Annotated in this window: 14 protein-coding genes; 5 read left to right on the top strand and 9 right to left on the bottom strand. The window is 39.4% G+C overall.

The genetic code is table 11. The features are described from left to right. Positions 1-5: 5 nt before the first annotated feature. From ACN9MR_RS24465 to ACN9MR_RS24450, 4 genes are all read right to left on the bottom strand, one after another. Positions 6-1,166, bottom strand: coding sequence for an HlyD family secretion protein (locus tag ACN9MR_RS24465; protein WP_426327089.1), 1,161 nt, complete (start codon positions 1,164-1,166; stop codon positions 6-8). A 62-nt stretch (positions 1,167-1,228) separates the two neighbouring features. Further along, entirely contained in the window at positions 1,229-1,435 is a 207-nt protein-coding gene (locus ACN9MR_RS24460) for a bacteriocin (RefSeq protein WP_057931632.1), read from the bottom strand. 310 nt (positions 1,436-1,745) lie between these two features. Then, entirely contained in the window at positions 1,746-2,279 is a 534-nt protein-coding gene (locus tag ACN9MR_RS24455; protein ID WP_426327088.1) for an ExbD/TolR family protein, read from the bottom strand. A 201-nt stretch (positions 2,280-2,480) separates the two neighbouring features. Then, positions 2,481-3,011, bottom strand: coding sequence for a superoxide dismutase family protein (locus tag ACN9MR_RS24450; RefSeq protein ID WP_426327087.1), 531 nt, complete (start codon positions 3,009-3,011; stop codon positions 2,481-2,483). A 119-nt stretch (positions 3,012-3,130) separates the two neighbouring features. On the opposite strand from ACN9MR_RS24450, the gene ACN9MR_RS24445 reads away from it, so the two are divergent. Together ACN9MR_RS24445 and ACN9MR_RS24440 are read left to right on the top strand one after the other, a co-directional pair. Beyond that, a complete protein-coding gene (locus ACN9MR_RS24445; RefSeq protein ID WP_426327086.1) occupies positions 3,131-3,478 on the top strand; it encodes a hypothetical protein in 348 nt (115 codons plus the stop codon). Positions 3,479-3,594: 116 nt separating this feature from the next. Then, positions 3,595-4,446 carry an EamA family transporter gene (locus tag ACN9MR_RS24440; RefSeq protein ID WP_426327085.1) on the top strand — a complete coding sequence of 284 codons (852 nt, stop codon included), beginning with the start codon at positions 3,595-3,597 and terminating at the stop codon, positions 4,444-4,446. Here the strand turns inward: ACN9MR_RS24440 and ACN9MR_RS24435 are convergent, their stop codons facing one another. Further along, positions 4,447-4,731 carry a putative quinol monooxygenase gene (locus tag ACN9MR_RS24435; RefSeq protein ID WP_426327084.1) on the bottom strand — a complete coding sequence of 95 codons (285 nt, stop codon included), beginning with the start codon at positions 4,729-4,731 and terminating at the stop codon, positions 4,447-4,449. Continuing rightward, entirely contained in the window at positions 4,703-5,332 is a 630-nt protein-coding gene (locus tag ACN9MR_RS24430) for an NAD(P)H-dependent oxidoreductase (protein WP_426327083.1), read from the bottom strand. The genes ACN9MR_RS24435 and ACN9MR_RS24430 overlap by 29 nt, the downstream gene beginning before the upstream one ends. Positions 5,333-5,431: 99 nt before the next feature. Here ACN9MR_RS24430 and ACN9MR_RS24425 point away from each other — a divergent pair, with 99 nt between their 5' ends. Both ACN9MR_RS24425 and ACN9MR_RS24420 read left to right on the top strand, forming a co-directional pair. Further along, a complete protein-coding gene (locus ACN9MR_RS24425) occupies positions 5,432-6,334 on the top strand; it encodes a LysR family transcriptional regulator (RefSeq protein WP_426327082.1) in 903 nt (300 codons plus the stop codon). A 94-nt stretch (positions 6,335-6,428) separates the two neighbouring features. Further along, positions 6,429-8,924 (top strand): PAS domain S-box protein, encoded by a 2,496-nt coding sequence (locus ACN9MR_RS24420; protein ID WP_426327081.1) that lies wholly within the window; start codon positions 6,429-6,431, stop codon positions 8,922-8,924. 311 nt (positions 8,925-9,235) lie between these two features. Here the strand turns inward: ACN9MR_RS24420 and ACN9MR_RS24415 are convergent, their stop codons facing one another. Both ACN9MR_RS24415 and hutH read right to left on the bottom strand, forming a co-directional pair. After that, positions 9,236-11,242, bottom strand: a complete 2,007-nt coding sequence (locus ACN9MR_RS24415; RefSeq protein WP_426327080.1) for a urocanate hydratase — start codon at positions 11,240-11,242, stop codon at positions 9,236-9,238. Positions 11,243-11,261: 19 nt separating this feature from the next. After that, positions 11,262-12,797 carry a histidine ammonia-lyase gene (hutH, locus tag ACN9MR_RS24410; protein WP_426327079.1) on the bottom strand — a complete coding sequence of 512 codons (1,536 nt, stop codon included), beginning with the start codon at positions 12,795-12,797 and terminating at the stop codon, positions 11,262-11,264. A gap of 76 nt (positions 12,798-12,873) precedes the next feature. Between hutH and ACN9MR_RS24405 the strand changes: the two genes are divergently transcribed. Then, a complete protein-coding gene (locus tag ACN9MR_RS24405; protein ID WP_426327078.1) occupies positions 12,874-13,767 on the top strand; it encodes a LysR family transcriptional regulator in 894 nt (297 codons plus the stop codon). 34 nt (positions 13,768-13,801) lie between these two features. Here ACN9MR_RS24405 and ACN9MR_RS24400 read toward each other — a convergent pair whose 3' ends face one another. Then, positions 13,802-14,695 (bottom strand): hypothetical protein, encoded by an 894-nt coding sequence (locus ACN9MR_RS24400; protein WP_426327077.1) that lies wholly within the window; start codon positions 14,693-14,695, stop codon positions 13,802-13,804. Positions 14,696-14,707: the final 12 nt, after the last annotated feature.

Below are 14,707 nucleotides of genomic sequence, written 5' to 3'. Positions count from 1 at the left end.
TGCTTCTATGTTTTTTGGATTAAATTCGGATTAACCCAATCATCTACCTTATCGTAAAGTAATTGATATAAACTACGGTCGGTTACTTTAAAGCGAGCTGTAAAATTCATTCCTTTTTTGAGGTATCCTTTGTAACCGTTTTTTAGCATCAAAAAATTTTTATCCATTAAACACTTTACCTTAAAAGCAGGCTGGTTACCATTTAAGATCACAATATCGTCCGAAATATCGATCACTTTACCCACAGCCAAACCCCATTGGTTATAATTATAGGCATTGATCTGAAAGTGTACTTCCTGCCCTTTTCTAATCAGGCCAATATCTGAAGGATTGATATAACAGTAGGCAGCTAAACCCGCATCTGGAGAAACCTCTCCTACTTTTTGGTTGGCAAATACATATGCGCCATTCTGCAAGCCAATTAAGCTCTGTACAGAACCATCAATCGGCGCGCGTAATACATATTGTTTTTTCTGTTCGTTAAGTTCTGCCTGCTGCCCGGAAAGCTGGCGCAGTTCGTTGCGGTAACCATTGGCTTCGGTTTGCCATTGGGTTTTATATTTGGTACGCACCATTAAGTAAACCGATTCGGCCTGCTCAAGTTCGTATTTGTATTTTTCGTATTCAGATTGCGTTAGCACTTTATTTTGATAAAGTTTATTGTAACGCGCAAAGGTGCTGGTGGCCTGTCGTTTCGCAATACCTGCATTTTTTAATTCTTGCACATATTGCTGCCAGGATGCTACATATTGCCCGGTTTGCAGGCTTGATGAGCCGCCATTAAATGAAAGTAGCGTACGGATATCCTGCAAAAACTGGGTGATCTGGTTTTTACGCGTTTCTACCAAAGCATCTTGCTGTTTCGGTAAACCTGCATCAATAGCCAAAAGCGTATCACCTTGTTTAAGCCTTTTATTATCCGAAAGTCTATACTGGATTAACCGGCCATTTACCGGTACAATAAGTTCTGTTTTTTCGATGGTCGATTGTAAAATACCTGTACCATTTATACTAATTGGTATTTTAACGAAAGGAAGGGCAATCAAAACAATTAAAATGGCTGCCACGGCAACGATATAAATTAACTGGCTTGATTTACTAATTTGGGAACGGTAAACGAGAGCGGTATTTGAAATTCTTTCTGTAGAGTAGTTGGTTAACGCCATAGTGTCGAAATCGTAAAGCATCCGCTATTCTGAAAACCAGAACAGCGGATACAATAAATTGCTTATAGACTCCAAACAAGTTTCAAAACATTGGTTACTGTTTTGCTTAAAAATGCTGAAGTATCTGCACCAACTGCATTTAAAGTTCCTGCAAGAGAAGTTAAAAGTTCGTTTAATGTATTGTTAATAATACCACCACCTTCAACTTGTGACATTTCAGTTGTGTTCATTTCTTTAACACCAAGATTTTTTAATTCTAAACTTTTCATACTAGATTTTTTTTGAGTTTTAAGACCCCTACTCTTTTAAAGGCTTTTCGGGATGCGCCTGATGCTTGGCCAAACACTTCGACGAATGTAACATTATTAGCTATATGGATGTAGTATTAAGCATCTAACATAAACCTAACGATTCGTTAATAATCTCAAAAAAATGCTCTCCAACACACAAAAAACGCAATCACTACCAAAAAACTAGGGTATTAGTTTTCATATTCAATTTATTCATTAGTCTCAAGCCGTTTTATATTCTTTTTATTCGCTGTTTTTTTAAGTAGCCTGCTTTAAAAAAACAGCTTGATTAGATGCCGTTCATTTTCATAAATACAGTCTCCTTTTCTGCAATATGATCGTCGTCAATGGCATACGATTTAATATTGGCAATTTTCATTTCATCAATTACATCTACAAAATTCTGGAACTTAGCCGTTTTAGCTGGCTTGATAATGACGATCATGTATTTGGCTGGATTATGTTGATGGGTTTCAGCAACCAGTTTTTCATTTTTACTGATTTCTTTTTGAATGTTTGCCACAGGTATAACGTGCATATCTGCCTTTTCTATTGTTCCCATGTAGCAAACTGCCTTGTTGTTTTTGCCGAGCAGAATGGTCATGGTACGCGATTCCGGATAATTTTCTACAACATCGGTATCCGTTTTATCCGGCTTGGCAATATCTGCTGCATTTAAACTGCCCAATGAAGTGGTGAGCATAAAAAACGCAGTCAATAAAAACATCAGATCAACCATCGCGGTGAGATCTACTCTTGGTGCTGATTTTTTGGTTCTTCCTTTTACAGCCTTGCCGCTTTGAGAATCGTTTAGTGTTGCCATAATAATTTAGGTTTTTAATGATGATGACAAGCCTTATCAAATTGCATAAAAAAAGCGGTTAAAAATTTAACCGCTTAAGAAAAGTCGTCATTGCTAGGAGGAACGACGAAGCAATCTTACAACTGTGGGTTTATGACTACCGCATTAAGATTGCTTCGTCGGCTGAAAAGCCTTCTCGCAATGACGATCATATTAATATAATTACTTCACCACTTCAATTACACCGCAACCTACCCGTGGCCCTGAGTTACCAGTTGGCTGTGTAGTATAATCGTCGGTACCGCCATGCACAATAATTCCACGACCGATAATATTTTTAATATCGCCATCTTTAATGCTCCATCTATCGGTAGTAACCGAAAGCGTGGCATGACCTTTACTATCTAACATAATGTTGCCAATGTCACCGCTGTGATAAGCGGCAGATCCCCATTTGCCGTGAGCTTCTTTAGTTGGGTTCCAGTGGCCGTGTGTATTTTCACCCATATTGCCGCAATCGCCATGTTCGTGAAAGTGGACCGCAACATTACTGTCTGCACGCGCAGCAAAATTCATCTCAATGTCCATCTTAATTTTTCCATCGCTTAATTCGTAAAACTTTGCTGTTCCAATGGTTTTCGTATTATCAGCCGTTTCGGTCAAAGTGGCCTGGGCAATTTCTTTGTCGGTTTTGGCACAAGCACTGATAAGTGCAACGCCTGCAATAGCTAAGCTTAAAAGATATTTTTTCATTTTATAAAAATTTAGTTTACATAAGAAACAGATTGACAATCATTTAGTTTGATTTAAAAAGAAGGATAGCAAAACCATTTCGAATGCCACTTGTTTAAACAGTATAAAATCGTATAACTATGGAACAGCCAATTGCAATGAACACTTTAAGTCAAATTTTGGAGAAATTGAGGCTGAAAGGAAAAGATAACGAATTAAAAATGTCTGATCATGGTAAGATGCAAAGTAAATCGCTCGGAAAAATTTATAGTCCCGAAGATTTAACCATTGTTAAAACTTACCGCTTTGAAGGAGACTCAGACCCTGCAGATAACTCTGTACTTTACCTACTGGAAGATCAGGATAAAAATATTGGATATATATTAGATGCTTATGGCATTTATTCAGACAATGAAGGACCGGCATTTGATGATTTCCTAAAAAAAATCCCTACAGAAAATAGAGACGAACAGGAACTTTTTTGTTAATAACCTAAAAATTTTATTTAGGGGGAGAATTAGCGTAATCTGATTCTCCCTTTTTCTATTTTAAAATATTAGCAGGTTATAATTCCGTAATTTTGCGCCTCATTTACGAGCAACGAATGAAAAGCAAAATTAATATCCCACCCATACCAGCCGTTTTACTGTCTATTATCAGTGTGCAGTGTGGGGCGGCAATTGCAAAAGGGCTTTTCCCACAGATTGGCGCTGCTGCTACAGCATCGTTGCGGATCGGTTTATCAGCGGCCATCTTATTAATTGCTTTCAGGCCAAACCTGTTTAAACTAAATGCCAAACAATGGAAATATGTTACCCTATATGGTGTTTGTTTAGGGGTAATGAATATGGTATTTTATATGGCTATAGCAAGAATTCCGATCGGTTTAGGCGTAACTTTAGAATTTGTTGGCCCCTTAGGCCTGGCTATTTTTGGATCTAAAAAACCTGTAGATTTCCTTTGGGTAATACTGGCTGCAACTGGCATTGCACTAATTGCCCCATGGACCAGTACAGGGCTAAATGTTTTCGGTGTATTGCTGGCACTTTTAGCTGGTATTTTTTGGGCGGCCTATATTATATTGGGTGGTAGGATCTCAAAAATAATGAAGGGCGGTGATGCTGTTGCCATTGGAATGTTATTCGCTACCCTGGTCATTTTACCATTTGGTGTTTTTAGCGGTGGTTTAAGTGGCCTGAATCCGAAATTACTGGGTTTAGGATCAGCGCTTGCTCTACTATCAAGCGCTATTCCGTTTACCCTCGAAATGAGAGCCCTTAAGCAGCTCCCTGCACGGACTTTCAGTATTTTAATGAGCCTCGAACCCGCCATGGCTTCATTAGCTGCACTCGTTTTTTTGCAAGAATACCTCACTTTAAAAGAGTGTTTTGCCGTGGCTTTCGTTGTTATTGCTTCTGCGGGTTCTTCGTTAACAGCCCGGCGTGCAAAACTGTAATTAGGCGAGTTTTTTTGTTTTATAGATCGCAATATCATCCGTCAACGTATCCGCTTGCGCTACAAAGGCTAAAATATAAGGCTGCTGATCGTGGAGATCCAAACCTGCCTGGTCTTTCCACTCCTCCTGAAAAATAAAAGTATTATCAACGGCAGATTCATGCAGATCGTACTGGATGCACGCTTTTTCTTTACGGGAATTTACAACCATATCCAACAGCATCGTTCTTAATGCCACTGTGGTTTCTTTTTTACTTTTAACAATTGCTGTTAGATAAATGCTCATATATTTTTGTATTTAAAAAATTTTGGGTTAAATGTTCATGGTGCAATTTAAGCGCACTCCTAATATCTGCATTCTTTTCTACATCGTGAAAATGGATACCATCTATGCGTTCCATTCCGGTAAAAGCATTCATTCTATGAAAACCAAACAATACACCATCGTCTACGCTGGTTTCCATAAAAAATTCTTCAGGTAAGGTAAATGCTTCTTTTGGTGCATTCCACGATGATGTTACCATGTATTTGCGACCATGCAGCATCCCGCCGGTACCATAGTTTCTTGTCGGATTATCTGCTTTACGGCCATCACTTACATAGATTCCTTTTTTATGCCCTTCAGTAAACACAACATCGATATATTGTTTAAAGCCATGTGGTAACTGAAACCACCAGATGGGCGTATGATAGATTACAACATCTGCCCAAACATATTTTTCTACTTCCTCTTTCGGATCGTAATCATGATTGATGTTAGTTGTCTTTACTTCGAAATCTGCTAATGAGGAAAAGAAACCTGCTGTAGCATCAGCTATTGTTTCGTTAAATCTTCCGCCAGAGTGACCAAACTTTTGTCCTCCATTGATGATGAATATTTTTGTCATTTCGTTTTTTTATTTTGATAAGACAAAATTACAGCGCCGGAATCTATTATTAAAACAAGTTAATTCATAGCTTTGTATCAGAATTATAATACTATTATCATGGTTAATTTAGAGTGGTACAGAAGTTTTAAGGCAATTTATAAAACAGGAACCTTAACCGGTGCGGCAGAGAACCTGTTTATTTCACAACCTGGGGTAAGTTTACATTTAAGTTCTTTAGAAAGTTATGTTGGATATAAATTGTTCGAACGTACGGGCAGGAAAATGATCCCGACCGAAAAAGGGAAAGTGCTCTATAATTTCATTGTAGAGCCACTTACAAAACTTGAGGATGCCGAAAAACATTTTCAAAAAAGCACGGAGAAACATACACCAACCATTAGCGTAGGGATGTGTTTTGAAACTTTTCAGATTACGCTCGAACAGTATATTTCTACACTTCCTTTTAATGTAATTATCCGTTTTGGTGAATATCCGGAGATGTTAGATCAATTGGATAAAGGTATTTTAGACCTGATTATCACCCCACAAAAAGGCAATTCGGCCAATGTAGAACACGAGGCTTTTTCTTCCGAAACCATTGTTTTAGTAGGCGGAATAGAAACTGACGGGCAAACTTTTGATTCGTTGGTTAAAAAGAAAGATTTGGCCGGAATGGAAACCTGGTTAAAACAGCAAAAATGGTATGGAACAGCTGGCGATATGGAGCACCTTCTACGTTTCTGGCAGCTTAACTTTGGCAAGCATGCCGATTTTCGTCCTAACTACATTGTACCTAACCTCAATTCGATTGTGCGCTGTTTATCTGGAGGAAAAGGCTTGGCTATTATACCCGATTTTCTTTGTAAAAAAGAAGTTGAAGGGGGAAAGGTAAAAGTAATTTGGGAAGGTATATCAAAACTGACAAACACTTTATATTTTGGTTGTAGGAAAAACACACAGTATGCATCAGAAATTCACATCATTAAAAAACTTTTTAAAGAGGTTATGGTTAGTATATAGTTTATATCGAAAATGATCATGGTTATATCCCTGATTTAATTTTGTTTGGACAATAGATAAATAGTTATTTCAGATAATACTTTAAGCTTCCATAATGAGTTATCCTAATCACCTGTTAAGTAGCGATCAATTATTAGAAGTGTTTAACTTGACCCATACGGCCACAGCTGTTCATGTTGGCGAAACGGCCGTAATTCAAGCGGCTAATGATGCCATGCTCAGAATCTGGGGGAAAGACAGAAGCATAATCGGAAAATCACTGGAAGAAGCCTTACCGGAGTTAAAAGGACAGCCTTTTATTGAGATGTTTAGGAAAGTTTGGCTAGAAGGCTTAGTTATCTCAGGAAAAGATACCGCAGCGGATTTGATAGTCGACGGTAAACTGCAAACATTTTATTTTGATTTTGAATACCGGGCTGTAAAAAACGATGCGGGTAAAACCATTTGCATTTTACATACGGCAATTGATGTAAGCGAGCGGGTACTTAGACAGCAGGCTGTAGAACAGGCGCTTGAAAGAGAAGAGGCGCTACAACGAGAGCAAACTTTAAATGAAGAACTGGCGGCAACAGTAGAAGAACTTGCCACAACCAATGAAGAGCTTGTAGCCACAAATGAAGAACTACAGGAAACACAAGAAAGGTTGCACGTTTTAAACAACGAACTGGAATTAAGGGTTATTGAGCGCTTTAACCAGCTTTCGGAAAGCGAAAAGCGCTTCAGAACCATGGCAGAAGGAACCGATATTTTTATTGCTGTTGCTGATGAAAGTGGAAATGCCATTTATTTTAATAAATCATGGGTAAAACTCACGGGCCGATCGGTTAAGGACCTGCTCGATTTTGGCTGGGCAGATTTAATTCATCCGGAAGACCGGGATAGATACGTAGATATATACCTTGCGGCCCTTGCCGAAAAGAAACCTTTTACCGGCGAATTTAGAATACTCACCAAAAAAGGCGATTACAGATGGTTGCTGGCGAGTGGTCCGCCACGGTTTCATGCCGATGGCTCATTTGCCGGTTATATTAGCTCTTGCATCGACATTACAGAACGAAAGCTAATTGAAATAGAGCGACTTAACCTAAACAAACTTATAGAGGCCAGTTCAGAATTTATAGGTATTGCAGAATTAGATATGTCAATACAATACCTAAATCCTGCCGCATTACAAAAATTAGGTTGGTCTGGCATTTCGAAAAGAACAATATTAGATTGTGTTTTTCCTGAAGATCGATTAATGGCGGAGGAAATTCTACCAGGGATTTTAAAGAATAATACCTTCACGCAGGAGATTCGATTCTGGAATGAAAAAACAGGCATTCCTTTTTGGATTGAATGGAATGGCTTTGCCATTCGAAATGAAGAAACCGGTCAAATAATTGCCATCGCTACAGTAAGCCCTGATATTACAGAGCGAAAACTTTATCAAGAAGAACTGCAAGGTATAAATATGGAAATGGCAGCAGCAAACGAAGAGCTGGCCACTACAAATGAAGAACTTGCTAAAACGCATGATGACCTTATCAAGTACACCAATAAACTATCAGACAGTGAGGAAAAACTCAGACAGGCTATAGAAACGGGCAGAATGGGTACCTGGAGCATCAATCCGAAAACACTTGAAATTACCATGTCTAGCTTTGTTAAGGAATTGCTGGGATTGCCTTTGGATAAACCTGCAGAAATGGATATGATTATGAAGGCCGTAAATCCGGATTACCATAAAATGCTTTTTTCGGCGCTTGATAATGCCATGAAAAACCATTTACCCAGTGATACGGAATACCCGATTAACAATTTAATCAATGGACAGGAAAAATGGGTTAGGGCAACCGGGCGTGTATTTTTAGACCAACAAGGAAACCCAACAGAGTATTCTGGTCTTTTCATTGATATTACGGAACAAAAATTAGATGAGCTTCGAAAAAACGACTTCATCGGAATGGTCAGTCACGAGTTAAAAACACCGCTAACCGCAATTAATGGTTTTGTGCAGGTTTTGCAGCGCAAAGCGAAAAAAGATGAAGACAGTTATGCCATTATTGCTTTGGATAAAGCGCACAGCCAGATCAGAAAAATGACCACTATGATTAATGGCTTCTTAAATGTATCGCGCTTAGAATCGGGCAAGCTGCTAATCGAAAAAACAAACTTTAGCTTAAGTGAACTGTTGAAAGAAACCATAGAAGAAACTTATGTGTCACAATCTTCGCATCAAATTATATTAAACCCTACATGCGAGGTCAACATTAATGCCGATAGGAATAAAATCGGGAATGTGATTTCTAACCTGATCAGCAACGGCTTAAAATACTCAGATAATGGCACAAGCATTGAGATTACCTGCAAATTGTACGATACTGAGGTTGAAATTCAGATTAAAGATGAGGGAATAGGCATAAAGCCCGAAGATATTGATAAACTTTTTGAACGTTATTACCGCGTGCAGGGTAATCACACCATTTCTGGTTTTGGAATTGGGCTTTACTTAAGCGCAGAAATTATTGAAAGACATGGTGGCCGGATATGGGCAGAAAGCGAAGAAGGTAAGGGATCTGTTTTTCATTTTACTTTACCACTGAATTAGCACATTTTTTACCGCAAAGAACACAAAGGTTTTCGCAATTGCGCTAAGTTTTTCTGGAAATTCGTCATTTCCAAGCTCGAACGCCATTGTAATGCATCGTCATTCCCCCTGCGCGGGAATCTTAGCGCATTGCATTACGATTATCTCCGATGAGCAATCGTGGTTCCCAATCAAGTTGGGAATGACGAAAATTTCCTAGTGCTTCCCTGGCTAAACTATTCATCAAAAACGCTTCGACTCCGCTCAGCATGACAACCGCAGGGAATACGTTCCAAGCTTTGGGTATTTCTCACTTTCTCTCTGGTAAAAACTTAGCCTATCTTCAATCCATCCAACACCTCGTCATCAACCAAATTTGGCAGTGTAATTTTTAAGGTACCAGTCCGTTCCATTTCGCGTTCGATAGCAAAGCGGGCTTCTTTATTACGTGCCCAGCTTCTTCTGGCAATGCCATTGTTTACATCATAAAAAAGCATGTTTTGTAATTTTTCAGCAGCTTGTTCACTTCCATCCAATACCATTCCGAAACCGCCGTTTATTACTTCTCCCCAACCAACGCCACCACCATTGTGGACCGAAACCCACGTAGCGCCCCTAAAACTATCACCAATTACATTATGAATAGCCATGTCTGCGGTAAATCTGCTTCCATCGTAAATATTGCTCGTTTCCCTGAAAGGAGAATCTGTTCCGCTTACATCATGATGGTCTCTGCCCAGAATAACTGGCGCAGATAATTCGCCTGTTTTGATGGCCTGATTGAAACGTAAGGCAATCTTTGCCCTTCCTTCTGCATCAGCATATAAAATCCGGGCTTTTGAGCCGACCACCAATTTATTCTCTTTTGCCGCGCTGATCCAATTGATATTATCCTGCAATTGCTGCTGTATTTCTGCTGGGGCACTAGCTTTAATCTCTTCCATTACCTCTTTAGCAATGTGATCAGTTAAATCGAGATCCTTTTCGTTACCTGAGGCACAAACCCACCTAAATGGGCCAAAACCGTAATCGAAACACAATGGGCCTAAAATGTCTTCTACATAAGATGGGTATCTAAAATCTACCCCATTTGGCGACATTACATCGGCACCTGCCCTACTACATTCCAACAAAAAGGCATTTCCATAATCGAAAAAATAAGTTCCCTTTGCTGTATGTTTGTTAATGCTTGTTGCTTGCCTTTTTAGCGAATCCTGAACATAAACTTTAAACCGATCAGCTGCATTGGCCATCATTTCATTTGCTTCAACAAAACTTAAACCTACCGGATAATAGCCTCCAGAATATGGATTATGCAGTGAGGTTTGATCAGAACCAATGGCCACTTCAATATCTTCTTGATCAAACCGCTCCCAAACATCAACAATATTGCCAATGTACGCCAGAGATACCGTTTCTTTTCCTTTTTGGGCAACGATCACACGGTTAACCAATTCATCCAAATTATCGATCAGTTCATCTACCCAGCCTTGTTGATGCCTTTTGGTTGCAGCCTTAGAATTTACCTCAGCACACACCGTAATACAGCCTACAATATTGCCCGCCTTGGTTTGTGCGCCGCTCATACCACCTAATCCTGCAGTAAGAAAAACTTTACCTGCAGTATCCTTTCCATAAAAACCCTTTTTACGGAAAGCATTCATTAAGGTAATGGCCGTGCCATGAACAATACCCTGTGGCCCTATATACATGTACGAACCTGCCGTCATCTGCCCGTATTGGGTTACACCTAAAGCGTTAAACTTTTCCAGGTCTTCAGGCGAAGAATAATTCGGCACCATCATCCCATTGGTTACCACTACCCGAGGTGCAGCGGTACTTGATGGAAATAATCCCTGCGGATGCCCGCTATAAATATTCAGCGTTTGCTGATCGGTCATTGTAGCCAGGTATTGCATCGTTAAAAGATACTGTGCCCAGTTTTGGAATACGCTTCCGTTTCCACCATAAGTAATCAGCTCCTCAGGGTGCTGCGCAATGGCCGGATCTAAATTATTCTGGATCATAAGCATAATTGCCGCAGCATGAATGGTACAACACGGATATGCCTTTATATCTCTTGCATAAATGGCATAATCGGGCATAAAACGGTACATATAAATGTGTCCATAGTTTTCCAGTTCAGCTAAAAATTCTTGCGCTAGTGTTTGGTGCCATTCTTTTGGGAAATAACGCAAAGCATTTTTAATACTCAGTTTTTTTTCATCTGCATTTAAAACATCCTTTCTTACAGGCGCATGGCTTAGTGCTGTATTTCTGTTTTTGTGTGCAGGCAATGTTGCAGGAATACCTGCCAGTATCTGTACTTTAAAATCCATGTTTTGCAATTTTAAACGCTTAATCCAATGTTGATTCTGCCTCGTTTGCAACGGCGACAATTTGACCTTTTTGTACCATTTTAATGGCATTCTCCATCCTATCGTACATAATCTGATCTTCTTCAAAATGATCAATTCCAGTGCGCACAAAATCGTGTACCGCAGCCAATATTTTGCCTGGTTTTAATGGTTGATGATAATCAATGGCCTGTGCGGCACAAAACAGTTCAATCCCCAGGATTTTTTCTACGTTTTCGATCACCTGAAGGGCTTTACGTCCACTGATCGAACCCATACTCACATGATCTTCCTGACCTAAAGAAGTTGGAATACTATCCGCACTCGCTGGGAAACAAAGCCCCTTATTTTCGCTGGCCAAAGCCGCTGAGGTATATTGAACGATCATAAAACCCGAATTTAATCCAGTTTCTTTCATCAGGAGCTTAGGTACACCTGGCGTATTTCCTTCCAGAGAAAGGTAAATCCTACGATCGCTGATGTTCCCGATTTCCGAGGCAGCTAAACAGGCATAATCAAGCGGTAAGGCCAATGGTTGACCGTGAAAATTACCACCACTGATCGTTAAATCGTCATTAAATATTACAGGATTATCGGTTACCGAATTCAGTTCGATTTCTAAAGCTTCTTTTAAGTGTATCCACGCCGTTCTGGAAGCGCCGTGTACCTGCGGAATACACCTTAGCGAATACGGATCCTGTACTTTGGCACAATCGGCATGCGATTTCATAATTTCAGAACCCTGCAACAGTTTACGTATTTGCTCCGCCACCGCAATATTTGCCGGATAAGGCCTAAGCTGATGAAGCTGCGCATGAAAAGGTTTTTCAGAGCCTTGTAATCCTTCTATCATCATCGCCGAAATGATATTAGCCGAAGCCAGCACATTTTCTAATCGCTGTACTACTTTAACGGCATGCGCAGCAATAAACTGGGTACCGTTAATGAGGGCCAAACCTTCTTTTGGACCTAACTGCAGCGGACTCATCTGATATTCTTGTAAAAGCTGAGCTGTTGCAAGAATTTCGCCTTTGTAATGAACCTTTCCTAAGCCAATTAAAGGCAAAAAGAGGTGAGATAAAGGAGCAAGGTCGCCAGAAGCGCCAACAGAACCTTGTTTAGGTACTACCGGGGTTGCGCCGATTTCTAAAAACCAGATCATTCGATCGAGCGTTTCGATTTTAATACCTGAATATCCCTGAGCTAAGGCCTGTAGTTTTAAAACCAACATCAGTTTCGATATTTCACTATCAATCGGCTCGCCTACACCAACAGCATGGCTTTTCAGAATATTTTCTTGTAATTTACGGGTATCAACCGCCGAAATCATCGAAGTACACAGCGGTCCGAAACCGGTATTAATCCCATACACGGCTTTACCTGAAACCGCTATTCGTTCAACAACCTTACTACTTTCCAGCACTTTATCGCGGGTGCTCTGGCTTAATACACCTTTTATCTCGCCGTTGCTAATGGCCAGAGCCAATTTAGCGGTTAAATGATCCGTTCCGTAATTAAAAATCTGTTGCTCGCTCATGTTAAAAAGGTTTTAAGCAAAAATAAGCCCTATATTTGATACCTATAAATACCAATTACATCATCATGTAATAACCATGGGTTATCAGATAGAGCTTAGGCATTTAAAATATTTTCAGGTTTTGGCCGAGGAGTTGAAGTTTAGAAAGGCTGCAGACCGCCTGTTTATTTCTCAACCAGGACTAAGCCGGCAGATTAAACAGATGGAGGAAATTTTTAATGTCCCGTTGTTCGATCGTAATAAGAAAAAGGTAGAACTTACTGAAGCAGGCCTGTACCTAAAAGATGAGGTAGATTTTCTGTTCAGCCATATCGAAAACATTAAAAAACAGATCAGCAATATTAATGAGGGCAAACAGGGTGAACTCCGCATCGGTTTTTTAGGTTCAGCGGCACAAAAAATCGTACCAGAGGTTATTTTTAAACTGAACAAAGATTTTCCGGAAATCAGAACCAATCTGGATGAAATGCCCAATAAGTTACAAATCGAACTATTGGAAAAAGACATGCTCGACCTGGGCTTTGTGAGGATGCAACAGTTTAAACCCGGTATTTCTAAACACATGATCCATCAGGATACTTTTTCGCTGGTATTGCCTAAAAACCATCCTATGAAAAAGGCCTCATTTGAAGCGGTAAAAGAATTAGGGGATGAACCTTTTATCTTTTTCTCGAGCGATGACAGCCCCTTTTATTATGATGTGATGATGAGCATTTGCGAGGATCACGGCTTTAAACCCAAAACCTACCACAAATCAGTCAATGCGCTCACCATTTACAAACTGGTAGAAGAAGGTTTGGGCATTGCCATTGTACCAACTGCCCTGCAATATGGCTATCAGGAAAACGTAAAGTTTGTAAAGCTTACCCATATTCCGCAAAGAACAGAACTTTACATGATCTGGAAAGAATCTAACCGAAACCCGGCATTGAAAAATGTGATCAAGCTGTTGTTGCAGGATAAAGTTTAGGTTGCAGCCACTATGGCAATTTCTCACATCATTTCTATTTTTCCAAAATGCGTTTTTCCAGCTGTTGGGTTGTTTCATCCAATGGAATAGGGAGTTGCTGTGCTATAAACGGAAGAAAGTCTTTTAACAATGGATGTGTAATAAAATCAATTGGCAGGCCTTTTTGTGAACGCAATTGTAGTAGTGCTATAATTTCTATAGGGAAGTATTGCCATCTTTCGCGATTAAAAGGTAGAGTTAAATCGTCCTTACAATTCGTTATATGAAAGTCAGCTAATCCATCAATCCATTTGTTTACTACTTGTGGGTCTGTTGAGTACAGATTTTTGCCTGCAAGCTCATATACCTCATTAGTTGGCTTTAGATAATGGGTGATCTTTTCAGAAATAGCTGGGTGACCAGCGTTATTAAGTAAAACGGAGGTCAAATATAAGGTGCTTTTAAAACCAAAATCTAGGTTTTGAGGATAAATCTCCAATCTGGTTTTATTGGACTCTAAAAAATTCAACAAATGCTTAGCTAAAGACTCGACCTTATCCGGAAAATAACTCAATGAGAGGAGTGTACTTAATGCCAAATCGGTATGTAAAACACCATTAACAAATTGATTGGTTTTGTAAGCATAGGTTTGAAGCAACAGATCAGTAAAATACGCCCTTAATAAGGTTAAAAATGCATCGTCATTATTGTTCTCGATAAAATTTAACACTCCCTCTGGAATTTTAAATCGATATGAATAAGCAGAGAGTACATATAATAAATCATAATCTACTATTTCTTCTTCATCCCAAACAACCATTTTATTTTGAAAAGCTCTGGTGTTTTTATGAAGAAAATCTTCGATAAATTCTTTAATGAATGGTTCTTCATCCTGTGATGACTTGAGTACTTTCTGAAAAAAATTTTTGAATCCTTTTGTGCTATACATAAACTTTTTTTT

The sequence above is a fragment of the Pedobacter sp. R-06 genome (assembly GCF_049913135.1).
GTDB lineage: Bacteria > Bacteroidota > Bacteroidia > Sphingobacteriales > Sphingobacteriaceae > Pedobacter.
Note: the sequence above shows the minus strand (reverse complement) of the source record. Positions and strands in the feature narration are given on the sequence as shown.